The sequence below is a fragment of the Georgenia subflava genome (assembly GCF_009193155.1).
In the GTDB taxonomy this organism is placed as follows: Bacteria; Actinomycetota; Actinomycetes; order Actinomycetales; family Actinomycetaceae; genus Georgenia; species Georgenia subflava.
This window is the reverse complement of record NZ_VUKD01000002.1, coordinates 194,204-215,836: the sequence shown is the minus strand read 5'-3', so window position 1 is coordinate 215,836 and position 21,633 is coordinate 194,204. Positions and strand designations below refer to the sequence as shown.

The 21,633-nt window shown below is 73.2% G+C and carries 19 protein-coding genes; 5 read left to right on the top strand and 14 right to left on the bottom strand.

The annotated features are described in order from the left end of the window. Positions 1 to 432 precede the first annotated feature (432 nt). Positions 433 to 1,569 (top strand): alpha/beta hydrolase, encoded by a 1,137-nt coding sequence (locus GD748_RS07510; RefSeq protein ID WP_152194591.1) that lies wholly within the window; start codon positions 433 to 435, stop codon positions 1,567 to 1,569. Here GD748_RS07510 and GD748_RS07505 read toward each other — a convergent pair. The 6 genes from GD748_RS07505 to GD748_RS07480 all read right to left on the bottom strand — a co-directional run bounded on the left by GD748_RS07505 (position 1,554) and on the right by GD748_RS07480 (position 10,946). After that, complete coding sequence (locus tag GD748_RS07505; RefSeq protein ID WP_152194590.1) at positions 1,554 to 2,798, bottom strand: restriction system modified-DNA reader domain-containing protein; 1,245 nt, start codon at positions 2,796 to 2,798, stop codon at positions 1,554 to 1,556. The genes GD748_RS07510 and GD748_RS07505 overlap by 16 nt on opposite strands. 171 nt (positions 2,799 to 2,969) lie before the next feature. Next, positions 2,970 to 5,837: an FAD-binding and (Fe-S)-binding domain-containing protein gene (locus tag GD748_RS07500; protein ID WP_152194589.1), complete on the bottom strand. Its 2,868-nt coding sequence runs from the start codon at positions 5,835 to 5,837 to the stop codon at positions 2,970 to 2,972. Positions 5,838 to 5,888: 51 nt separating this feature from the next. Further along, on the bottom strand, positions 5,889 to 8,597 hold the full coding sequence (gene ppdK, locus GD748_RS07495) for a pyruvate, phosphate dikinase (RefSeq protein WP_152194588.1): 2,709 nt from the start codon (positions 8,595 to 8,597) through the stop codon (positions 5,889 to 5,891). Between the two features lie 232 nt (positions 8,598 to 8,829). Continuing rightward, complete coding sequence (locus GD748_RS07490) at positions 8,830 to 9,867, bottom strand: 1-acyl-sn-glycerol-3-phosphate acyltransferase (protein ID WP_152194587.1); 1,038 nt, start codon at positions 9,865 to 9,867, stop codon at positions 8,830 to 8,832. Beyond that, a complete protein-coding gene (locus GD748_RS07485; protein ID WP_152194586.1) occupies positions 9,867 to 10,703 on the bottom strand; it encodes a patatin-like phospholipase family protein in 837 nt (278 codons plus the stop codon). Before GD748_RS07485 ends, GD748_RS07490 begins: the two co-directional genes overlap by 1 nt. A 72-nt stretch (positions 10,704 to 10,775) precedes the next feature. Further along, positions 10,776 to 10,946: a CsbD family protein gene (locus GD748_RS07480; protein ID WP_152194585.1), complete on the bottom strand. Its 171-nt coding sequence runs from the start codon at positions 10,944 to 10,946 to the stop codon at positions 10,776 to 10,778. A 229-nt stretch (positions 10,947 to 11,175) separates the two neighbouring features. Between GD748_RS07480 and GD748_RS07475 the strand changes: the two genes are divergently transcribed. Beyond that, positions 11,176 to 11,970: a glutamine amidotransferase gene (locus GD748_RS07475; RefSeq protein ID WP_152194584.1), complete on the top strand. Its 795-nt coding sequence runs from the start codon at positions 11,176 to 11,178 to the stop codon at positions 11,968 to 11,970. 70 nt (positions 11,971 to 12,040) lie between these two features. Here the strand turns inward: GD748_RS07475 and GD748_RS07470 are convergent, their stop codons facing one another. Next, positions 12,041 to 12,589 (bottom strand): Uma2 family endonuclease, encoded by a 549-nt coding sequence (locus GD748_RS07470; protein ID WP_152194583.1) that lies wholly within the window; start codon positions 12,587 to 12,589, stop codon positions 12,041 to 12,043. 232 nt (positions 12,590 to 12,821) lie between these two features. Continuing rightward, a complete protein-coding gene (locus tag GD748_RS07465; RefSeq protein ID WP_152194582.1) occupies positions 12,822 to 15,398 on the bottom strand; it encodes an ATP-dependent Clp protease ATP-binding subunit in 2,577 nt (858 codons plus the stop codon). A gap of 370 nt (positions 15,399 to 15,768) precedes the next feature. On the opposite strand from GD748_RS07465, the gene GD748_RS07460 reads away from it, so the two are divergent. Next, a complete protein-coding gene (locus GD748_RS07460) occupies positions 15,769 to 16,224 on the top strand; it encodes a hypothetical protein (protein WP_152194581.1) in 456 nt (151 codons plus the stop codon). Positions 16,225 to 16,229: 5 nt separating this feature from the next. Beyond that, entirely contained in the window at positions 16,230 to 16,427 is a 198-nt protein-coding gene (locus tag GD748_RS07455; protein ID WP_152194580.1) for a helix-turn-helix transcriptional regulator, read from the top strand. Between the two features lie 70 nt (positions 16,428 to 16,497). Here GD748_RS07455 and GD748_RS07450 read toward each other — a convergent pair whose 3' ends face one another. Genes GD748_RS07450 through GD748_RS07440 form a run of 3 tightly spaced genes read right to left on the bottom strand, consistent with a single transcriptional unit; the run spans position 16,498 to position 17,949 of the window. Further along, positions 16,498 to 17,127, bottom strand: coding sequence for an O-acetyl-ADP-ribose deacetylase (locus GD748_RS07450; RefSeq protein ID WP_152194579.1), 630 nt, complete (start codon positions 17,125 to 17,127; stop codon positions 16,498 to 16,500). A gap of 50 nt (positions 17,128 to 17,177) precedes the next feature. Next, positions 17,178 to 17,603, bottom strand: coding sequence for a D-aminoacyl-tRNA deacylase (dtd, locus tag GD748_RS07445; RefSeq protein ID WP_152194578.1), 426 nt, complete (start codon positions 17,601 to 17,603; stop codon positions 17,178 to 17,180). Positions 17,604 to 17,613: 10 nt separating this feature from the next. Then, positions 17,614 to 17,949, bottom strand: coding sequence for a DUF2516 family protein (locus tag GD748_RS07440; RefSeq protein ID WP_319593302.1), 336 nt, complete (start codon positions 17,947 to 17,949; stop codon positions 17,614 to 17,616). Positions 17,950 to 18,129: 180 nt separating this feature from the next. Between GD748_RS07440 and GD748_RS07435 the strand changes: the two genes are divergently transcribed. Further along, entirely contained in the window at positions 18,130 to 18,564 is a 435-nt protein-coding gene (locus GD748_RS07435; protein ID WP_152194577.1) for a Rieske (2Fe-2S) protein, read from the top strand. Positions 18,565 to 18,596: 32 nt separating this feature from the next. Here GD748_RS07435 and GD748_RS07430 read toward each other — a convergent pair whose 3' ends face one another. The 3 genes from GD748_RS07430 to GD748_RS07420 are packed head-to-tail and all read right to left on the bottom strand — an operon-like array spanning position 18,597 to position 21,596. After that, a complete protein-coding gene (locus tag GD748_RS07430; protein ID WP_152194576.1) occupies positions 18,597 to 19,820 on the bottom strand; it encodes an FUSC family protein in 1,224 nt (407 codons plus the stop codon). Continuing rightward, on the bottom strand, positions 19,817 to 20,977 hold the full coding sequence (gene ygfZ, locus GD748_RS07425) for a CAF17-like 4Fe-4S cluster assembly/insertion protein YgfZ (protein ID WP_152194575.1): 1,161 nt from the start codon (positions 20,975 to 20,977) through the stop codon (positions 19,817 to 19,819). Before ygfZ ends, GD748_RS07430 begins: the two co-directional genes overlap by 4 nt. A 1-nt stretch (position 20,978) precedes the next feature. Beyond that, positions 20,979 to 21,596: an FABP family protein gene (locus tag GD748_RS07420; RefSeq protein WP_152194574.1), complete on the bottom strand. Its 618-nt coding sequence runs from the start codon at positions 21,594 to 21,596 to the stop codon at positions 20,979 to 20,981. Positions 21,597 to 21,633: the final 37 nt, after the last annotated feature.

Here is a 21,633-nt window from a genome sequence, read left to right as displayed (position 1 = left end):
TCCGCCGATATTTCTTGCCATTTGCGACCGATTTACAAATGATGGCGATGTGGCGTGAAACGGCCGGAGAGCCCGGCGAGGTGCCCGCGCATGGAGGTGATCCTGCTGAAGCCGTCGCAGGAGAGTTCGATCGTCGTCCCGAGCAGTCCCGGCTCTCCGCCGCCGGGAACGGTGTACTCCCGCTCGGTCCCGAAGAGCCCGGGCAATCCCACGCCTGGGTACACAGCAGAAGGTGTGGTGCCGAAGAGCCCCGGCTCACCGCCGCCGGGTGCGCCCGAGCCCGCGGGTGTCCCGATGAGCCCGGGCACCGCGCCGCAGAACTTCCGGCGGGCTGCCTGAGTCCGTATCGGTGACCGCCGCCGCCTCGGGTGCCGCCGGCGACCCGGCACCCGACGGCGGGCCGGGCCGAGGCCGCACCGGCATGATGAGCACATGGCCCGCAAACGCTCCGCCGAACCGGAACCGACCGTGCGTCCCGAGGTCGCGACGACGGCGGCCGTCGAGCCCGAGGAGGCCGTCACCTTCCCGCCGGCACCCCCGGCAGACCGCTGGGCACCGGACGTGCTCGGCCACGGTTTCCAGGCACGTACCCTCCCCCTGCACGGGGACGACGAGGGCGACGTCGTCGCCACCCTCGTGCGCCACGTCCCCGCCGACGACCCCGACGCTCTCACGGGCACGCCGTCGGTCCCGTCCTTCGCCGTCCTCTACCTGCACGGCTGGAACGACTACTTCCACCAGCACGAGCTCGCCCGCCGCTGGTCCGCGCTCGGCGGCGCGTTCTACGCCCTCGACCTGCGCAAGTACGGCCGCTCGCTGCGCGAGCACCAGACCCGCGGCTTCGTCGAGAACCTGTCCACCTATGACGAGGACCTGCACGCGGCACTGAAGGTCGTGCGCGGCGAGCAGGGGGTCGGCACCGACCTGGTCCTCATGGGCCACTCCACCGGCGGGCTGGTCGCCGCGCTCTGGGCGCACCGTCACCCGGGAGCCCTGCGGGCGCTCGTCCTGAACTCACCGTGGCTCGAGCTGCAGGGCTCGGCCGTGCTGCGCGGGGTGGCCCAGCCGATCATCGACCGCCTGGCGAAGCTGCAGCCCAGGGCCGTCATCCCCACCTCGGACCTCGGCTACTACCAGCGGGTGCTGCTCGGCTGGACCGACGACGACGGCGACCTTCCCGACGACGCAGCCGCCGACGACCCGTTCTACACCGGGTGGTCGCCCGAGCCGGCGTGGCGCGTCACCGGCGCCACCATCCGCGCCGGCTGGCTCTCCGCGGTGCTGCACGGGCACGCCCAGGTGGCCGAGGGGCTCGAGATCTCCTGCCCGGTGCTGGTGATGTCGTCGGGACGCACCCTCATCAGCCCGAAGTGGTCGCCGCTGATGCGCGAGACCGACACGGTCCTCGACGTGGAGCAGATCCGTCGTCGTGCGCTGCAGCTCGGTCCGCTGGTCACGGTCGCCCGCTTCGAGGGGGCGATCCATGACGTCCTGCTCTCCGCCGGGGCCGTACGCGAGCGCGCCTACGCCGAGATCCGGCGCTGGAGCCGGGCCTACGTCCTTCGGTAGGAGCGCTCGCGCCGGCGTCCGGCTCGGGCCCGGCCCGGCCGGGCACCATCACGGCCGCGGGCGGCGACGAGCTCGGCACGGGCCTCGGCCAGGCTCGGCCCCACCTCGCCGAAGCGCCACACCCGCCAGCCGTCGACGTCGTCGCGCCCCGACGCCGCCCGGGCCGCGAGATCCGGGTCGGTGAAGGTCGCACCGCCCGGCAGGCGCACGACGCCGTCCGGCGTGAGCGTCGCCTCGTGCCGGATCCCCCTGCGGTGCTGCGACCACAGCAGATCCGTCTCACTCTCCAGCGCAGCGGCGATCAGTGCGAGGTCCGCCGCGGCCCCTGCCTGGCCCGTGGGTGCCGAGCGCTCCGCCGCCGGCCCTTCGTCGGCGGCCCCCTGGCCGCCGGCCGCAGGCGCACCCTGGTCGCCGGCCGCAGGCACACTCTGGTCGCCGGCCGCAGGCACACTCTGGTCGCCGACCGCAGGCACGCCCCGGTCGCCGGCCGCGCGGTCGGCCGCGGCCGTCTGTTCCGCGCGTGCGGCAGCCGTCGCCTGCACCTCTCGGGGGACCGCCGCGGTGCGCTCGCGCGCGATCGTCACCGCGTCGGGCGGCCCCGCGGTCACCTCACGCCGCTGCGTGTCCGCGCTGAGGATCGTGCCGGTGTACCGCACCACGTCCGGGCGCAGCTCGTCGACGTCCAGCAGCTGGCTGCCGTCGGGCATCTGGCGCAGCCGGATCTCGTGGACGACGACGCCGGACCGGCCGAGCACCTCGAGCGCGGGGCGTACCTCGTCCTCAACGGCTCCCGCGACGATGATCAGGCGTGGACCGGGGGCCGGCCGGGGCGGCATCGACTCACGGAAGATGTTCCAGTCGCGCCGGAATGCCGCCATCCCCCGCGGGTACATCCCGCCGAGCTCCGTCCAGCCCATGTCCGCGTTCCGGCCCGAGCGTGACAGCGCGTCAACCAGGGCGGCCGGGCTCAGACGCTCGACGACCTCGACGGTCACCACCTGGCCGGAGGGGTCCATGGCGGTCAGCCGTGGCTCGGGGGCCTCGGAGTCGCGGTAGGTGCCGGTCCGTCTGCCGTCCCCGTGCCAGCTGACCGGGAAGAGCGGGCGCTCGACGACCTCGAGCACCTGGTTCCGCACGGCCTCCAGGATCGAGGGCTCGATCTCCGCGGCCACGGAGTATCCGAACCGGGCCGGAACGAGGCGCCCGTCGTCGAACTCGAAGAACGGCATAGGTCATCGACCTGACTGACTCGTGGGTGAAAGGGGGCTGACCCCATCTTCTCACGACCGGTCGCCCGTCTGACAGCCCCCGGGATGGAATCCGACGGCCTCCGATGGTTTCCGAGGGCGTCCGACGGCCCACGACCAGGCTCACACCTTTGGTGCCGACGGCACCCTCTGCTACCGGTTGCCGCCCAGGAGCTCGGCGAGGTGGACACCGTGACGTCCCGCCAGCTGCTCGGCCTGCGTGCGGCAGGAGAACCCGTCGGCGAGGTACACCGTCTGCGGGCCGGCCTCGCGCAGGGCGGGCAGCAGCGCGTTCTCGGCGACGGCGACCGAGACGTCGTAGTGGCCGGCCTCCATGCCGAAGTTGCCCGCGAGCCCGCAGCACCCGGCGAGCCGGGTCACGCTGGCGCCGGCGCGGACGAGGAGCGCGGCGTCGGCGTCCCAGCCCATGACCGAGTGGTGGTGACAGTGCGGCTGCGCGACCACCTCGACCCCCTCGAGCGAGGGCGGCGCCCAGTCCTCGCCCGGGCCGAGCGGGGCGGGGGCGGTGAGGAGCTCGGCCAGGGTGTAGGTGTAGTCCGCGAGCATCTGTGCGCGCGGGTCGTCGGGCAGGAGGTCGACCAGGTCCGAGCGCAGCACCGCCAGGCAGCTCGGCTCGACGCCCACCACCGGGATGCCGTTCGCGGCGTAGGGGGCGAGCACCCCGAGCAGGTGGCTCAGCCGCTTCTTCGCGCCGTCGAGCTGCCCGGTGGAGATCCAGGTCAGTCCGCAGCAGGCGTTCTCCTCGGGGACGACGACGGTGTATCCCGCCTGCTCGAGGAGGCTGACCGCGGCGCGGGCGCCCGCGCCGTCGAGCGTCTCGGAGAAGGAGTCCGCCCACAGCACCACCAGGCGCCGGGCGGTCCCGGCGGCGCCGGCCTTCGTGCGCCGGCGCCACCACCGCGAGAAGCGATCCTCGCTGAAGGTGACCATCTGCCGGCGCGGGTCCATCCCGCCGGCGCGGAGCACGAGCCGGGCCAGCGGCCGCAGGCGCAGCACCGCGTTGGCCAGCCTCGCGAGCACCGGGACGGCCGTGGCGAGACCCGTCCACCGTGGGAGCTGGCCGAGCAGGTAGTGGTTGACCGGGCGAACCCTGCCGTCATAGGTGCGGTGGAGGACCTCGGACTTGTACCTCGCCATGTCCGTGCCGGTGGGGCAGTCGGAGGAGCAGGCCTTGCAGGACAGGCACAGGTCCAACGAGTCCCGCACGGCCGGCGAGCCCCAGTCGGTGACCAGAGAGCCGTTGGTCAGCTCCTGCAGCACCCGGGCACGCCCGCGCGTGACGTCCTTCTCGTCCTTGGTGGCCTGGTAGCTCGGGCACATGAACCCACCCGCCGCGGAGCTGTCGGCGCGGCACTTGCCCACGCCGGTGCAGCGGTGCACCGCGGTGGCGAAGTCGCCGCCGTCCTCGGCGAACGCGAAGCCGCGTCGCGCGGGTGTGGGCAGGGCGTGCGGGCGGCGCAGGTCCGCGTCCAGCGGCCGGGGGTCGACCAGGATGCCGGGGTTGAGGTGGTTGTCGGGGTCGAACAGCGCCTTGGTGCGGGCGAAGAGGTCGAGCACCTCGGGGGCGTACATGCGCCCGAGCAGCTCCGAACGCGCCCGGCCGTCCCCGTGCTCGCCGGAGAGGGACCCCCCGTAGGCGGCCACCAGGTCGGCGCTCGCCTCGAGGAACTCCCGCGACGGCCCGACGCCGGCTGGGGTCTCCAGCGGCAGGTCGAGGCGCACGTGCACGCACCCGTCCCCGAAGTGCCCGTACAGCAGCCCGTCGATGCCGCGGTCGGCCATGAGCGCGCTGAAGTCACGCAGGTAGGCGCCGAGCCGCTCCGGCGGGACCGCGGCGTCCTCCCAGCCCGGCCACGCCGGCGCCCCGGCGGGGGTACGCCCGCCCAGACCGGCGCCGTCGGCCCGGATCTGCCACAGCGCCGCCGCCTGCGCCCCGGCCGGCACCACCTTCGCCGCGGCCGTGCCGCCGTCGGCCGCGAGCGCCCGGGCCCGGGCGAGCACGTCCTCGGCGCTCTCGCCCTCCTCGGCGCCGACCTCGACCAGCAGCCACCCGGCCCCGGCGGGCAGCTCCGGGACGGCGGCCGGCCCGCGGTGCCGGCGCACGACGTCGACCAGGCGCGCGTCGATGCCCTCGATCGCCAGGGGCCGGTGCGCGAGCAGCGCCGGGACGGCGTCGGCCGCGGTCGGCATGTCCGGGTAGCCCAGGGCGACGAGCACCGGCGCGGTGGGGACGGGCACGAGGGAGACGGTGGCACCGAGCACCGTCACTAGCGTCCCCTCGGAGCCGACGAGCATCTTGGCCAGGTCGGTGCCGTGCTCGGGCAGCAGGTGCTCGAGGGAGTAGCCGGAGACCTGCCGGCCGAAGCGGCCCATGGCGGTGCGGATCGTGGCCAGGTCGCCCCGGACGAGCTCCCCGAGCCCCGGCACGGCGTCCAGCGCCCCCTTGCCGGCCCCGGCGGTGAGCTGGCGCCCAGTGCCGTCGACGACGTCGAGGGAGACGACGTTGTCGGCGGTGCGGCCGTAGGCGACGGCGTGGGGTCCGCAGGCGTTGTTGCCGATCATCCCCCCGAGCGTGGCGCGGTTCTGCGTCGAGGGGTCCGGACCGAAGCGCAGGCCGTGCGGGCGGGCCACCGCCTGCAGGTCCGACATGACGACGCCGGGCTGGACCACCGCGGTGCGGGCGGCCGGGTCCAGCTCCGTCACCTGGTTCATGTGCCGCGAGAAGTCCAGCACCACGCCGGTCCCGACGGCGTTGCCCGCCACCGAGGTGCCCGCTCCACGGGCGGTCACCGGCACACCGAGACCTCGCGCGACCTCCAGGGCGGCCAGCGTGTCCGCGGTGTCGCGCGGGGCGACCACGACCTTCGGCACCACCCGGTAGTTGGACGCGTCCGTGGAGAACTCCGCCCGCCGACGGTCGGAGTCGTCGACCTCGCCGTCCACCGCCGCGCGCAGCGCGGCGGCCACGTCCGTGCCCGTGACCGTGCTCACCCGCGTCAGTGTGGCACGGCGCTTCGGTGGCGTCGTCGGTGGCCCGCAGCGTGGACTCGGTCAGGCGGTGGCGTCGTCGCCGGCGAGGGCGGCGGCGCGGCCGGCCTCGAGGCGGGCGACGGGGACGCGGAAGGGTGAGCAGGAGACGTAGTCGAGGCCGGCGGTGTGGAAGAAGCGGATGGACTCGGGGTCGCCGCCGTGCTCGCCGCACACGCCGATGTGCAGGTTCGGCTTGGTCTGGCGCCCGCCGGTGACGCCCGCGACGACGAGCGCACCGACGCCGTCGCCGTCGAGGGTCTCGAACGGGGAGATCGTCAGCACCCCGTTCTCGAGGTAGTCGGCGAAGAACGCACCCTCGACGTCGTCGCGGGAGAAGCCCCAGGTGGTCTGGGTCAGGTCGTTGGTGCCGAAGGAGAAGAAGTCGGCCTCCTCGGCGATGCGGTGCGCGGTCAGCGCCGCCCGGGGCAGCTCGATCATGCAGCCGATGGGCAGGTCCAGGACCGTCCCCGCGGCCTCGCCGACCTCGGCGAGGATCGCCTCGGCCTCCTCGCGCACGATCTGCAGCTCCCGGACCGAGCCGACCAGGGGGACCATGATCTCCGGGCGGGGGTCGCCGCCGGCCTGGCGGCGGGCGACCGTGGCCTCCGCGATCGCCCGGATCTGCAGCGCGAACAGGCCGGGGATCTTCAGCCCGAGCCGTACCCCGCGCAGCCCGAGCATCGGGTTGGCCTCGTGCATCCGGCTCACGGCCTCGAGCAGCGCGACGTCGCGTGGCTCGACCTGCCCGCGCTCCTTCGCCACCGCCACCTTCACCGCGAGCTCGGTCAGGTCCGGCAGGAACTCGTGCAGCGGCGGGTCGATGAGCCGGATCGTGGTCGGCAGGGAGTCCATCGCCTCGAGCAGCTCGGTGAAGTCCTGCCGCTGTCGCGGCAGCAACGCCTCGAGCGCCGCGCCCCGCTCGTCGTCCGAGCCCGCCAGGACGACGGCCTCGACCAGCTCGCGCCGCTCCCCCAGGAACTGGTGCTCGGTGCGGCACAGCCCGATGCCCTCGGCGCCGCGCTCGCGCGCCCGGCGGGCGTCGGCGGCGGTGTCGGCGTTCGCGCGCACCCGCATCCGGCGCACCGCGTCGGCGTGGGTGAGGATCCGGTCGACGGCGAGCACGAGCTCGCGCATCGCGTCGTCCCCGCACGCGGCCAGACCGGCGTCCAGGCCCTCGGCGATGTACCGCATGACGGGTGAGTCGACCACCGGCACCTCGCCGAGGAACACCTCACCGGTGGTGCCGTCCAGGGCGATCACGTCCCCGGCGTGCAGGGTCCGCCCGGCCACGCGCACCTCGCCCGCGCCGCGGTCGACGTCGACCTCCTCCGCCCCGACGACCGCCGTCCTGCCCATGCCCCGGGCGACGACGGCGGCGTGGGAGGTCTTCCCACCCCGGGAAGTCAGCACGCCGTCGGCGACGATCATGCCCTGCAGGTCGTCCGGGTTGGTCTCCCGGCGCACCAGGATCACCTTCGCCCCCGCGCCCGTGCGCTCGAGCGCCTGGGCGTTGTCCAGCACGATCTCCCCCACCGCAGCCCCCGGGGACGCGGCCATCGCCCGGGTCAGGAGCGTGCGGTCCGCCTCGCCGTCGAACTGCGGGAACAACAGCTGCGAGAGCTGCGCCCCGCTCACCCGCGAGATCGCCTCGTTCATCGTGATCAGGTTCTCGTCCACCAGCTGCGTCGCCACCCGGAACGCCGCACCGGCGGTGCGCTTGCCCACCCGGGTCTGCAGCAGCCACAGCTTGCCCCGCTCGATCGTGAACTCGATGTCGCACAGGTCCCGGTAGTGCGTCTCGAGCCGCCGCATCGCCTGCATCAGCTCGCCGTACGAGCGCGCGTCCAGACCCTCGAGCTCCGCCAGCGTCAGCGTGTTCCGGATCCCGGCGACCACGTCCTCGCCCTGGGCGTTGGCCAGGTAGTCCCCGTACACCCCCGAGTGCCCCGTGGACGGGTCCCGGGTGAACGCCACCCCCGTGCCCGAGGTCTCCCCCAGGTTCCCGAACACCATCGTCACCACGTTCACCGCCGTGCCCAGGTCGTTCGGGATCCGCTCCCGACGCCGGTACAACCGCGCCCGCTCGGTGTTCCACGACCCGAACACCGCCTCGATCGCCATGTCCAGCTGCTCACGCGGGTGCTGCGGGAACTCCCGCCCGCACTCCTCGCGCACGACCTGCTTGTACGTCTCCACCAACGCCTTGAGATCCTCCGCGGACAGGTCCACGTCGGTGGCCGCGCCGACCGCCCCCTTCTTCGCCTCCAGCGCCTCGGCGAACAGCTCGCCGTCGATGTCCAGCACCGTCTTGCCGAACATCTGGATCAGCCGCCGGTAGGAGTCCCACGCGAACCGCTCGTCCCCGGAGAACTCCGCCAACCCCTTCACCGACGCGTCGTTGAGCCCGACGTTCAGCACCGTCTCCATCATCCCCGGCATCGAGAACTTCGCCCCCGAGCGCACCGACACCAGGAGCGGCTCGTGGAAGTCACCCAGCCGCCGACCGAGCGTGTCCTCGATCTCGCGGATCGCCATCGTGACCTCGACCCGCAGCTCCGGCGGCACGTGCCCGTCCCGCATGTACGCACGGCAGGCCTCGGTGGTGATCGTGAACCCCGGCGGCACCGGCAGACCGATCTTCGTCATCTCCGCCAGGTTCGCCCCCTTGCCGCCCAGCAGGTCCTTCTGGTCCTTGTCGCCCTCGCTGAACCGGAACACGAACTTCGCCATGACGGGCCTCCTTGCCGTGGTGGTGCTCATCGCCAGCGTACGGCTGACGGCGCTGCGAGGACCCGGGCTTCGCCGGTCACCGCCCGCCCGGTCGTGGCTCGCGGGCGGTGAACGCACCGTTGTGCACCAGTGCTCCTGAGGCGAGTCGTGGCGCTCGAGGTCGGGGCCCGTCCGCGCGACGTCGGCACCGAGCTCTCGACGTGCGCGGCACCGCTGACGCGTCCGAAGAGCGCTACGCGTCCTGGGGCGTCGCCCGCGCCCCGATCCACCCGTCGACGCGTTCCCACCAGCCGTACAGCCAGTCGATGCGGTCCTCGCGCCCGGCGGGGATCTCGGCGGGCTGGACGTGCCAGCCGTGCATGACGATGCGCTTGTCCATCGGCAGCTCGCGCCAGATGTCCCGCACGGTGATCATCCGGTCCAGGCCGGTGTGGGCGAGGAAGACGACGCCGGCGTCCGGGGCGGCGTCCAGCGCCGCGAGGATGCCGCCCGGCCGCGGTGCCATCACGTGCCGCATGGCCTCGGCGCGCGCCGCCATCGCGGCCCGGCCCTCGCGGCGCAGGCCGTCGATCCGTCGCCGACGCCGCTCGGGGCTGAAGTTGCCGCCCTCCGGGAAGATGACGAAGGCGTCGTTCGCGTCCAGCCCGACGGCCAGGTTCCCGACCTGCTCGGTGAGGCTCGTGGCGCGCCCCGGCCGGTCGCCGCCGAAGGGCGCGGGGGCGATGAACCGGTTGGGGAGGCGGTTGAGCATGACGTCCACGGCGGGATCCCACTGCAGGGTGTCCTTGAGGACGATGCGCGGTTCCCGGTCGAACCAGTTGGTCAGGGCGTGGATGAGGATGAGCGAGTCGCCTGGACCGGCGTGCCGGCTCGCCACCACGACCGGCCGGCCGGTCAGCGACGCACCGGCGACGTCGCCCTCGACGTCGATCTGCAGCCGCAGCACCCACCGCGCCTGCAGGAAAAGCAGGTGCAGGAACCAGCCGGTGAGCACGTAGTGCGCGCGCTGGAAGGCCGGGCTGCGGACCTTCCAGCCGAGCCCGGAGGCCACCCAGAGCACGAAGAGGCAGACGAGGGCGGCCGAGTTCCACACCAGGTAGAACGTCACCATCCACAGGACGCGGGGCAGGCGGAGGTACCCGGGGATCAGGGCCGTCAGCGCCGTCGCCACGATGAGCCACACCGGCAGGGTGGTGATCAGGGTGAACGCCGACAGCACGACGGCGGGGGCGATGACCGTCCGGCGCACCCACCGCGGGGGCAGGCGCATCAGCCGAGCTCCACGGCGCCGAGGTAGTCCCGGGTTGCCGCGTAGGCCCGCTCCATGCGCCGGGTCGCCGTGCTCATCTGCCGGTAGGACCTGACCTTCTCGTCGCCGTCGAGCGGACCGCCGCTGGGCAGCACGTGGACCTTGACGCCCTCGGGCACGAGGGTCAGGTCGCGGGCGAAGCGGTGCCGCCGGGCGACCTCGAAAGCCACGCGCGCGGTGTCCAGCGCCCGCTCGGGGGCGCTCAGCGGCTCCTCGATACGCCCGACCTGCAGCACGTAGACCGTCTGCGCACCTGAGCGCACGGCGGCCTCGAGGGGGATGGAGTTGACGAGTCCGCCGTCCATGAAGTGCTCGTCCCCGATCCGGGCGGCCGGCAGGACACCGGGCACCGCGGCCGAGGCCAGCACCGCCGGGATCAGCGGTCCGGAGTCGAACCAGTGCTCCGCCGCCCGCTCGATGCTGGCGGCCACGACGTGCAGGGGGACGGCGAGCTGCTCGAACGTCCGGATCTCGCCGAGCTCGTCCTCGAGCAGCCGGCGCAGGGGCTCGGGCGAGTTCAGGTGCGTGCGTGTGGACACCAGCCGGCGGAGCTGACGGCCGAGCGAGTCCCCGTACACGGCCTTCGCGGCGGGAGAGGTCCACGCCCGGCGCAGCCGCTCGACGACGGCGGGAGTCGGCTCGGCCGCGAGCAGCGCGCCGTTGACGGCACCGATCGAGGTCCCGACGACGAGGTCCGGCCGGATCCCCGCCTCGAGGAGGGCCTGCAGCATGCCGACCTCGGCGGCACCGCGCACACCCCCGCCGCCGAGGACGAACGCGACGGGTGAGGCGGCCATGGGCTCATCCTCACACGGCGGGACCCCGGGGTACCGCTCTCCCCGGGGTCCTCGTCCTGATCGTGAGAAGGCCTACTTGAAGGCGTCCTTCACGTTCTCGCCGGCCTGCTTGAGGTTGGCCTTGGCCTGGTCCTTCTTGCCTTCGGCCTCCAGGCTGTCGTTGCCGGTCGCCTCACCGGCCTCCTCCTTGCCCTTTCCCTTGCCCTCTTCCGCGGCGTTGCTGATCTTGTCATCGAGACCCATCACGGGCTCCTTCCGTCGGCGGGCCCCAGGCGGGGTTCCACCGTCCACGCTAAGCGGGCGCGCGACCACCCGCACCCCCAGCGGCACAGGTCCGCCATGCCCGCAGTCGTCGAGCGCGAGCACGCCACCGCTGCACGGAGCCGTCCCACCATTCGGGCAGGGGCCGCCGGCCGTGTACGACAGGCGGAACAGCGGCACCTCGCGACGCGGTCACGTGTTCACTGACCTCATGACCGCCAAGCCCTTCGCGCTGCTCGCTTCGCGCAGCGAGGACGTCGCGGCTGACGACGAGTACGCATCGTTCCTGCGCCTGTCAGGACTGGCACCCGAGCAGCTCGTCCGCATCCGCATGGAGGCCGGTCGGTTCACACCGCTGGACCTCGACAGCTACGCCGGGATCCTCCTGGGCGGCAGCCCGTTCACCGTCTCGACGCCGGAGGAGCACAAGAGCAACGTCCAGCGCCGAGTCGAGGCGGAGCTGAGCACCGTCCTGGCCGAGATCCACCGCCGAGACCTGCCCTTCCTGGGCCTGTGCTACGGGGTCGGTGCGCTCGGCCGGCTCACCGGCGCGGTCGTCGACGGCACGCACGCCGAGGAGACGGCGGCGGTGCGCATCGAGCTCACCGGAGAGGGCGTCCGTGACCCGCTGCTCGCCGACCTGCCGCCGTCGTTCGATGCGTACGTCGGTCACAAGGAGGCGTGCACGGTCCTGCCGCCCGGAGCGGTGCTGCTGGCGTCGTCGGCGGCCTGCCCGGTCCAGATGTTCCGCCTCGGACAGAACCAGTACGTGACGCAGTTCCACCCGGAGATGGATGCGCAGGCCCTGGTCACGCGCATCCAGGTCTACCGGCACTCCGGGTACTTCCCGGTCGACGAAGTGGACGCCGTGATCGACCGGATCGCACGGGCCGACGTCAGCGCCTCGCACGAGGTGCTGCGTGCCTTCGTCCGTCGCTACGGCACCGGCCAGGCCGGTCAGGGTGCGCGCCGCCCGGAGCGGGCGGCGGCGCTCGCCCAGGGCTGAGCCCTCCGCGCGCCGGGCGGTCGGCCCTCGGGACGGAGGCGGGAACGGGCGTTCCCGGCGCCGCGGAGCCTCAGGTCACCAGCTGCGCGGGCGTGAACGCCACCGGGAAGGGCGACGACGCGTCGAACGGCTCGCCGGCGCTCGCGTGGGCGACCTCGACGTACCTGCCGGCCGTCAGCTGCCAGGCGGTCAGGGCGGGGACGTCGGGGTCGACCACCCAGTACGACGGAGTCCCGGCCGCCTCGTAACGGGCGAGCTTGAGGTTGAGGTCGATCATCCGCGTGCTCGGCGAGAGAACTTCGACGGCGAGGAGCGGAGCCGTTGGCAGGTCGCGCTCGGTGAGATCGGCCCGCCGGGCGACCAGCACGTCCGGCTGCAGAACCGTGTCCGCGGCGAGTGCCACGTCGAAGGGCGACACCATGACGATGTGTCGGGCCGGGCACACCCGGTCGAGCAGCACGGCCATCCGGAGCACGGCGCACTGGTGCCGTGTCGAAGGCGCGGGGGTCACGATGAGCGCACCGTCGACGAGCTCGTAACGGTGCCCGTCATCGGGCATCGCGTCCAGGTCGTCGCGGGTCAACGCCCGGCTCCGCGGGAGCGTGCTCACGGTCCCCATCGTGCCTCCTCCGGCTCATGGTGACCACTGTTGCCCGTCGCGCCGCCCCACGCCGGCGCTCTCCACAGGCGGGGCGGTCACCGCGTGCGAACCCGTGCGCCGGACAGGAACCGGCGGTCGCGCGGGAGGCGACCGGACGGCTTCCCGTCGGACGTTCGGCTGCGGCCGTGCACGAACGACAGGGCCCCGCAGCCGGTGATCGGCTGCGGGGCCCTGTCGGTGTGTGCTGCGGTCAGGCGCCGGGCTGGAGCTGCCCGCCGCCGCCGGCGCCGCCCACCTCGGGCGCCGTCGGCATGTCACGCTGCTCGACCGTGGAGCCGTGGCCCACGGCGACCGGCTCGGGCTTCTCGATCTCGCCGGCTGCCACGCCGCGGAAGGTAAACTGCCCCAGCAGTCCCTCGCCCTCGGCGTCGACGATGATCTTCTGCCCCGGGCGGACGTCGCCGAACAGGATCTTCTCGGACAGGACGTCCTCGATCTCGCGCTGGATGGCGCGGCGCAGTGGCCGGGCGCCGAGCACCGGGTCGTACCCGCGCTCGGCGAGCAGCTCCTTGGCGGCCGACGTGAGCTCGATAGTCATGTCCTGGTCGCGCATCCGCACGTCCAGGCGGGCGATCATCAGGTCGACGATCTGGACGATCTCGGCCTCGGACAGCTGCGGGAAGACGATGACGTCGTCCACGCGGTTGAGGAACTCGGGCCGGAAGTGCTGCTTGAGCTCCTCGTTGACCTTCGTCTTCATGCGCTCGTAGCTGTTGGACAGCTCCCCGCCGGCCTGGAAGCCGGTGAGCAGGCCCTTGGCGATGTCCCGGGTGCCCAGGTTCGTCGTCATGATGATCACAGTGTTCTTGAAGTCCACCGTGCGGCCCTGGGAGTCGGTGAGGCGACCGTCCTCGAGGATCTGCAGCAGCGAGTTGAAGATGTCCGCGTGGGCCTTCTCCACCTCGTCGAAGAGCACCACGGAGAACGGGCGACGGCGGACCTTCTCGGTGAGCTGGCCGCCCTCCTCGTAGCCGACGTACCCGGGGGGCGAGCCGAAGAGCCGCGAGACCGTGTGCTTCTCGGAGAACTCGGACATGTCCAGCTGGATGAGGGCGTCCTCGTCGCCGAAGAGGAACTCGGCGAGTGCCTTGGCCAGCTCGGTCTTCCCGACGCCGGTCGGACCGGCGAAGATGAACGAGCCGCCGGGGCGCTTGGGGTCCTTCAGCCCGGCGCGGGTGCGGCGGATGGCCTGGGAGAGCGCCTTGATCGCCGTGTCCTGCCCGACGACGCGCTTGTGCAGCGCGTCCTCCATGTGCAGGAGCTTGGAGGACTCCTCCTCGGTGAGCTTGAAGACCGGGATGCCGGTGGACATCGCCAGCACCTCGGCGATGAGCTCCTCGTCGACCTCGGCGACGGCGTCCAGGTCACCGTTCTTCCAGGCCTTCTCCCGCTCGAGGCGGCGCTCGCCGAGGGTCTTCTCGTCGTCGCGCAGCCGCGCGGCCTTCTCGAAGTCCTGGTCGTCGATCGCCGACTCCTTCTCGCGGCGGACCTCGGCGATCTGGTCGTCGAGCTCGCGCAGCTCCGGCGGGGCGGTCATGCGGCGGATGCGCAGGCGCGCGCCCGCCTCGTCGATGAGGTCGATCGCCTTGTCCGGCAGGAACCGGTCGGAGACGTAGCGGTCCGCCAGGGTGGCGGCGGCCACGAGCGCCTCGTCGGTGATGGAGACGCGGTGGTGCGCCTCGTAGCGGTCGCGCAGCCCCTTGAGGATCTCGATGGTGTGCGCGAGCGTCGGCTCGGCCACCTGGATGGGCTGGAAGCGGCGCTCGAGGGCTGCGTCCTTCTCGATGTGCTTGCGGTACTCCTCGAGGGTGGTGGCCCCGATCGTCTGGAGCTCGCCGCGGGCCAGCATCGGCTTGAGGATGCTGGCGGCGTCGATGGCCCCCTCGGCGGCACCCGCCCCGACGAGGGTGTGGATCTCGTCGATGAACAGGATGATGTCGCCGCGGGTGCGGATCTCCTTGAGGACCTTCTTCAGCCGCTCCTCGAAGTCACCGCGGTAGCGCGAGCCGGCCACCAGCGAGCCGAGGTCGAGGGTGTAGAGCTGCTTGTCCTTGAGGGTCTCGGGCACGTCGCCGCGCACGATGTCCTGCGCGAGGCCCTCGACGACCGCCGTCTTGCCGACGCCGGGCTCGCCGATGAGGACGGGGTTGTTCTTGGTGCGGCGGGAGAGCACCTGCATGACCCGCTCGACCTCCTGCTTGCGGCCGATGACCGGGTCGAGCTTGCCCTCGCGGGCGGCCTGGGTGAGGTTGCGGCCGAACTGGTCGAGCACCGCGGAGCCGGAGGGCTGCCCCTCGGCGGGGCCGCCGGCGGCCACGGGCTCCTTGCCCTGGTAGCCGGAGAGCAGCTGGATGACCTGCTGGCGCACGCGGTTGAGGTCCGCGCCGAGCTTGGTCAGCACCTGGGCGGCAACCCCCTCGCCCTCACGGATGAGGCCGAGCAGGATGTGCTCGGTGCCGATGTAGTTGTGGCCGAGCTGGAGCGCCTCGCGCAGGGAGAGCTCGAGGACCTTCTTGGCGCGCGGCGTGAAGGGAATGTGACCCGACGGGGACTGCTGGCCCTCGCCGATGATCTCGGTCACCTGGGCACGCACAGCCTCGAGCGAGATGTCGAGGGCCTCGAGCGCCTTGGCGGCGACGCCCTCTCCCTCGTGGATCAGGCCGAGGAGGATGTGCTCGGTGCCGATGTAGTTGTGGTTGAGCATCCGCGCCTCTTCCTGGGCGAGGACGACCACACGACGGGCACGGTCGGTAAATCGTTCAAACATCTGCACTCCTCACGGGCGGCCACCTCGGCCGGTGCCCGGCAGCAACCGGTCTGGGCGGCGTTCATCAAGGCTAACGGCGGGAGCGTGGGGGAACTGCCCGTGTTCGCCACCGGCGTGACGGCACCACCCCCGCTCGCGCCGGCGCGTGGGAGCGGGACACTCACGGCCGAACGCCCCCGGCGTGACACCCGCCCCAGAGCGGAGCGCCGCCGTCACAGAGCGCCGGGACGGCGCAGAGCTGCCCTGGGTGGCCGACCCGGGACGACGAGGAGGTCTGCGCAGCACGACGCTGTTAAGCGTGCTTGACAGGGTGACGTCAAGCACGCTTGACTGGGCAGCGTCAAGTTCACTTCACACCTCGGAGCACCTCATGGACGCGGTACCGCAGCAGGAGAACAAGCAACAAGAGCCGAGGAAGCTCAAGGCGCCGGCATCGGCGTACGTGAAGACCGCGGTCCTCGGTGTCGCCGTCGCGGTCGCCATCGGAGCGGCAGCAGGACTGTTCCGTCAGGAAGACTTCTGGCTGGTCGCCATCGTCTTCGCGGCGATGGTCCTCCCGACCGCGGTCGCTCTCGGCTGGTTCGTCTTCGTGTCCAGGCACGTCGTCGAGGAGGACGCGCACGCGTCGGAGAACGTCGAGCTCCAGTGGTGGCACCGGGCCGGGTTCGGCGCGATGACGGACATGCTGACGGTGTGCGGCCTGGGACTCTTCGCCCTGTCGATCACCGGGATCCAGATCGGCGCGGTCCCGGTGCTCGCGGCCGTGGTCGTCCTCGGCATGGCCGACATGGCGATCCGGTACTTCGTCCTCCTCCGGCGGGGCTAGAGCCGATGGACAACGACGTCGCGGCACGGCGGTCGGCGCGCGGCTGGTCCCAGGCGGAGCTGGCCAAGGCGCTCGGGGTCTCGCGCCAGACCGTCATCTCGATCGAGCGGGGCCGGTTCGACCCGAGCCTCCCTCTCGCGTTCCGGCTGGCCGGCGTCTTCGGCTGCCGGATCGAGGACCTCTTCCGTCCCGACCAGGAGTGAACGGCGGACAACCCACTGCCGAAACTGCCGGACTCACCGGTGCAGGCCGACGAGCATGGCCACGCGTCTATCAGCCGAGCGCGCGCTCGAAGGCCTCGAGTGCGCGGTCGTCGAAGAGGACGAAGCGCACGAGGCGGACCTGGTTGTCACCGACCGCTGGCGCGCTTATGGCCGCATGAGCAGCGCCGGCACCGGCATCGCTGCCTTGAGCGGTGCCCGCGGCAGCGTCTTCCTTCTCCTCCACCGTGGACCGGCCGTCCTGCGCTGCCGCGTAGGAGCGGACTGCGTCCACGGCGATGCGGGCGACGTCGGCGACGTCCCACCCATACACGCCGGCACTGACCGCCGGGAACGCGACCGTGCCGGCCCCGACGTCGGCGGCCACCCGCAGCGCCGAGGTGAAGCAGGACGCCAGCAGCGCCGGGTCCGTCTCGCCGCGGTGGGCGTTCGGACCGACGGTGTGGATCACCCAGTCCGCGGGCAGGTCGTGACCGGCGGTCGGGACCGCCTCACCGACCGGCAGCCCGTCGGGCAGCTCGGTGCGCCGCAGCTCCATGCACTCCTCGAGCAGGCCCGGGCCGGCGGCGCGGTGGATGGCGCCGTCCACCCCGCCGCCGCCGAGCAGCGAGGAGTTCGCGGCGTTGACGATCGCGTCGACCTTCTCCCGGGTGATGTCGCCCCGGACAGCTTCGATCTCCATCCCTCGATCCTGCCCTCCCCCGACGGCGTCGGCACGGCCCCTGTGGACGCTCAGACCTCGACGAGGACGGTGACCGGACCGTCGTTGACGAGCTCGACCGCCATGTCGGCCCCGAACCGGCCGGTGGCCACCTCCACGCCTCGCGCCCGCAGCTCGGTGACGACGGCATCGACCAGGGGCTCGGCGACGGGCCCTGGTGCCGCGCGGTTCCAGGTGGGTCGGCGTCCCTTGCGCACGTCGGCGTAGAGGGTGAACTGCGAGACCACCAGGACCGGTGCACCGGCATCGACGACGGAGAGCTCGTCGCGCAGGATGCGCAGCTCGGCGATCTTGCGGGCGAGCCGGGCGACCTGGTCGGGCCCGTCGTCGTGCGTGACCCCGACGAGGGCGACGAGCCCCGGCCGGTCGATGGCGCCGACGACCTCGCCGGCCACGCGCACCGAGGCGCTCGTGACGCGCTGGAGCACTGCCTTCATGCCGCGCGGCTCACCAGCCGCCGCCCTGGCGCGGCGGTCGGCGGCGCCCGGTACCGCCGCCGTAGGACGAGACCGCCGGCCGCACGTCGGCGAGGTAGATCCCCGCGGGGACCACCGCCGCGAACTGCAGGAAGCTGAACCCGCCGCCCTGCAGCGGGATGCTGATGAACCCGATCGCGGCCGCGATCCCGGTCAGCACCAGCCAGAAGTTCTTCGTCCGCTTGTCCGCCGCCACGAAGGCGGCCGACGGTCGGCGGGCCGCGTCGATCAGCGCCCACAGCTCGAGCGCGAACAGGACGAGGCTGAGGGCGAGCATCACGTACTGCTGGAGCGTCACGAAGATCACCCCACGAGCCTAATCGGCGGCGAGGGCGGTCGCGGCATCCCGTCGGCCGACCGCGACCGACCGCGCGAGCCCCACCGCGCGAACCCGACCGCGCGAACCCGACCGCGCGAACCCGACCGCACGATCCGCCGTGACCGGCTTCCCCTTCCCGGCGCGCGGGGCCTGGGCCAGAATGTGCCGATGAGCCCCGAGCCCGCCACGCGCCGCACCGTCCTGACCGTCGGTGCCGGTCTGCTCGCCGTCCCGGTGCTCGCGGCCTGCGGGGGCGGGGGCACCCCGCCGCGCCCGGCCGACGGCGGAGGCACCGCCGGCGGCAGCGGTTCCGGGCGGCTCGTCCCGTTGGCGGACGTGCCGGTCGGCTCGGGTGTGGTCGTCACGGCCGACGACGGCACCGAGGTGGTCGTCGTGCAGCCGCAGACGGGCTCGGTCCTGGCCTTCAGCGCGGTGTGCACGCACCAGGGCTGCGAGGTCGGCATCGGCGACGGCGTCATCGAGTGCCCGTGCCACGGCTCCCGCTTCTCCACCGCGAGCGGCGAGGTGGTCCGGGGCCCGGCTGAGGACCCGCTGCCCCCGGTGCCGGTCACCGTCGAGGGCGAGGACGTCTACCTCGCCTGAGAGGTCCTCAAGGGCTCGCTGACCGCAGCGACTCAGCCCTCCGGCAGCTGCTCGTTCGCCTGCTCCGACGACATCCCGGTCATCTGCAGGCCGTCGACGGCCAGCGAGCGCAGGAGCGAGACGAGCGTCTGCTTGCGCCAACCCTCGTGGGCGTACGCCTCCGGGGCCAGCTCGCCCGCCACCCGGCGCAGGGTCGTGCGCGCGTGCTCGGGCGGGTCGCCGTGCTCGAGCGCCCCCGCCAGCGAGTGCAGCGCCGAGGCGATCGCCGCCACGTGGTCGGCGATGTCCGGTGAGGCGCCGTCCTCCTCCATCGCCACGATCGCGCGACGGCTGACGACCCGTGCGTTGCGCATCGCCCGGTCGGCCAGGGTGGCGGCCCGGGAGAGCTCGGCGATCACGCGGCGGTCCGCGCGGAGCGCCGGGTTGACGCGGACGAGCTCTGCGGCGCTGCGCTGGGCCACCGCCCAGGCGTCCAGCACGGACTGCGAGCCCCGGCCCTGGGCGAGGGCGTCGGCCGCGAGCTGCGGATCGCCCGTGCGCAACGCCTTGGTCAGTGTCCCCAGCATGACGGCGAGCTCGTCGAGCGCGGACTGGGCCAGCCGCCGCGGCCGCCGCTTGACGTCCCCGGGGAGGAATGCTGCGACGAGCAGGGCGAGCGCCGCCCCGACGAGAGCGTCGGACCACCGGCCGATCGCCCCCTCGGCGACCATCGACGTCGGCAGCGCGATGATGACGACGCTCTGCACGCCGGCCTGGGTGGTGAGGAGCTGGCCACGGTCGAGGAACCGGGCGGTCAGCGCGGAGATGGCGAGCACGAGGCCCACCTGCACCGGTCCGACGCCGACGAGGTGCACCAGCAGCTCGCCGAGCCCGACGCCCAGCGCCACCCCGACGCCCATCTCGGCCACGCGGCGCAGCTGACGGTCGGGGCTGAAACCGAGGCACACCCAGGCGGCGATCGGCGCGAACATCGGGACCTGGTGGCCCAGGATCTCGCCGGAGACGAAGTAGGCCAGCGCCGCCGCCAGCGAGGCGGTGAGGACCGGCACGAACGCCTCGCGCACGCGGCGTGAGCCGTGGCGCAGGTAGACCGTGCCGAGCACGCGCCAGCGGCGCAGGTCCATCGAGTGGCCCAGCCCGGTGGCCACGAGGCGGGCGGCCCGCGCCGGTCGCCGGAGCGCGTCGGAGGACGCCTGCCCGGGCTCGCGGCGCTCCGGTCCGGCCGGCGGGTCGTCACCACCCGCCGGGGTGGTCATGGGCGCAGGTCGCGCCGACGCAGTCCGGCACCGGGTCGCTCGGCGGGACGCGCGTCGGTGACCCCCTCGAGGCCGACGATGATCTCCTGGGCGGCCGCCACGTCACCGGCCTGCAGGGTCGCGTCGGCCGGGACGTTGCGCTTGATGACGGCGAGCGCCACCGGGCCGAGCTCCTCGTGGCGGACCACCGAGGTGAGGCGGCCGACGACCTTCTCGCCGTGGCGCACCTCGGCGCCCGCGTCCGGCAGCAGGTGCTCGGAGCCGTCCAGGTGCAGCATGACGAGCCGGCGCGGCGGACGTCCGAGGTTCACCACCCGCGCCACGGTCTCCTGGCCGCGGTAGCAGCCCTTGTCGAGGTGCACGCCGGTCCGCAGCCAGTCGAGCTCGTGCGGGATGCTGCGCTCGTCGGTCTCCCGGGCGAGGCGCGGGCGCCAGGCTTCGACCCGCAGCGCCTCCCACGGCCACGTGCCGGCGAGCCGGCCGGCTCGTGCGCCGTCCGCCGTCGGGGCGCAGAAGGCGTCGACGACGGCGGCCAGGGCGTCGCGACGCACGAGGGAGACCGCCCGGTGGATCTCGGTGCCGGGGTGCTCGGCGTCGGGCGGGCCGTAGTGCGTGGAGCCGGGCGCGGTGCGGGGCCAGGGGTCCTGCCAGGTGAGCACGTGGGCCTCGTGCCCGGTGAGGCGCTGCCAGCCGCCGGCGGCGGTCCCGAGCGCGGCGACGTCCTCGCGGACGGCGACCTCGACGCGCAGCATGAACCGCATGCTGTCGAGGAACGTCGCCAGCCCGGCGGCGTCGTCCGCCTCCGTGATGAGCCAGGTCCGCTCGCCGTCGTCCTGGACGGCGGCGGCGTGCTCGACGTGCCCGTTGACGTCCAGCAGCAGCAGCTCGGTGCTCGCCCCGGACTCCAGGCCGAGCAGCAGCTGCGAGCTGAGCGTGTTGAGCCAGCTGATCCGGTCGGGCCCGGTGACGGTGACGACGCCGAGGTGGGAGAGGTCGACCACCGCCTCGCCGCGGGCGAGCGCGCGCTGCTCGTGCACGGGGTCGCCGAGGTGCAGGGCCACCCCGGCGTCCGGGCCGGACGCCTCCACCGCCCCGGTGCGGGCGAGGAGGGGGCTGCGGTAGCGCTGCGCGGCGGGGCTCTCGTCGAGGGTGGTCATGTCATTCCTTCCGGCTCAGGCGGCCCGAGGCGTAGGACTGCAGCTCGTGACCGAACGCGGCGAGGTCCATCGCCCACAGCAGGTCCTGCTGGACCAGGCCGTACATGCGGGTGGCACCGGTCACCTCGGCCGCGGTGGCGGTGCGCACGACGGCGTCGGTGGCGAGGTCGATCCGGGGACCGCGGACCGCTCCGACGTAGACGCTGATCTGCCCGGCCGGGTCGGCCACCAGCACCTCGAGCTCGGTGGGGTCCGGCACCGGGGCGCCGGCGGCTGTGCGGGCGCCGTCTCCCTCGGCGGGCGCCGTCGTGCCGTCGGAGGGCACGGGTCGCCAGTAGGAGGTCTCCGTGGACCACAGCCGGCCCGGGACGAGCGCGTCCGCCCCCTCGTGCCCGGTCATCTCCTGGGAGATCGGCCCGGAGCTGGAGGTCTCGGCCAGGTGGATGGTGCTCGTCGAGCGGATGTAGGGGCCGCCGTCGTGGTCGAAGACCACTTCCTGGACGAAGGGCCCCTCGGGCACGTCGGGGTAGCCGAGCATGCCGAAGCCGCGCCAGCCGCCCAGCAGCCAGGCAAGGGGGTAGCACTCGGGAGCCAGGTCGTCAGGGAAGGAGAACGCCATGCCACCAGGCTAGTCGTCGCAGGCGGGCGTCGCCGGT

Bases quoted from the DNA above. Each gene is read 5' to 3' on its own strand.
- GD748_RS07485 (WP_152194586.1), bottom strand. From the start codon at position 10,703: ATGGCCGCCTCACCCGTCGCGTTCGTCCTCGGCGGCGGGGGTGTGCGC.
- GD748_RS07420 (WP_152194574.1), bottom strand. From the start codon at position 21,596: ATGGCGTTCTCCTTCCCTGACGACCTGGCTCCCGAGTGCTACCCCCTT.
- ppdK (WP_152194588.1), bottom strand. From the start codon at position 8,597: ATGGCGAAGTTCGTGTTCCGGTTCAGCGAGGGCGACAAGGACCAGAAG.
- GD748_RS07505 (WP_152194590.1), bottom strand. From the start codon at position 2,798: ATGCCGTTCTTCGAGTTCGACGACGGGCGCCTCGTTCCGGCCCGGTTC.
- GD748_RS07490 (WP_152194587.1), bottom strand. From the start codon at position 9,867: ATGCGCCTGCCCCCGCGGTGGGTGCGCCGGACGGTCATCGCCCCCGCC.
- GD748_RS07460 (WP_152194581.1), top strand. From the start codon at position 15,769: ATGGACGCGGTACCGCAGCAGGAGAACAAGCAACAAGAGCCGAGGAAG.
- GD748_RS07510 (WP_152194591.1), top strand. From the start codon at position 433: ATGGCCCGCAAACGCTCCGCCGAACCGGAACCGACCGTGCGTCCCGAG.
- GD748_RS07475 (WP_152194584.1), top strand. From the start codon at position 11,176: ATGACCGCCAAGCCCTTCGCGCTGCTCGCTTCGCGCAGCGAGGACGTC.
- GD748_RS07430 (WP_152194576.1), bottom strand. From the start codon at position 19,820: ATGACCACCCCGGCGGGTGGTGACGACCCGCCGGCCGGACCGGAGCGC.
- GD748_RS07465 (WP_152194582.1), bottom strand. From the start codon at position 15,398: ATGTTTGAACGATTTACCGACCGTGCCCGTCGTGTGGTCGTCCTCGCC.
- GD748_RS07470 (WP_152194583.1), bottom strand. From the start codon at position 12,589: ATGGGGACCGTGAGCACGCTCCCGCGGAGCCGGGCGTTGACCCGCGAC.
- GD748_RS07450 (WP_152194579.1), bottom strand. From the start codon at position 17,127: ATGGAGATCGAAGCTGTCCGGGGCGACATCACCCGGGAGAAGGTCGAC.
- ygfZ (WP_152194575.1), bottom strand. From the start codon at position 20,977: ATGACCACCCTCGACGAGAGCCCCGCCGCGCAGCGCTACCGCAGCCCC.
- GD748_RS07455 (WP_152194580.1), top strand. From the start codon at position 16,230: ATGGACAACGACGTCGCGGCACGGCGGTCGGCGCGCGGCTGGTCCCAG.
- GD748_RS07435 (WP_152194577.1), top strand. From the start codon at position 18,130: ATGAGCCCCGAGCCCGCCACGCGCCGCACCGTCCTGACCGTCGGTGCC.
- GD748_RS07480 (WP_152194585.1), bottom strand. From the start codon at position 10,946: ATGGGTCTCGATGACAAGATCAGCAACGCCGCGGAAGAGGGCAAGGGA.
- dtd (WP_152194578.1), bottom strand. From the start codon at position 17,603: ATGAAGGCAGTGCTCCAGCGCGTCACGAGCGCCTCGGTGCGCGTGGCC.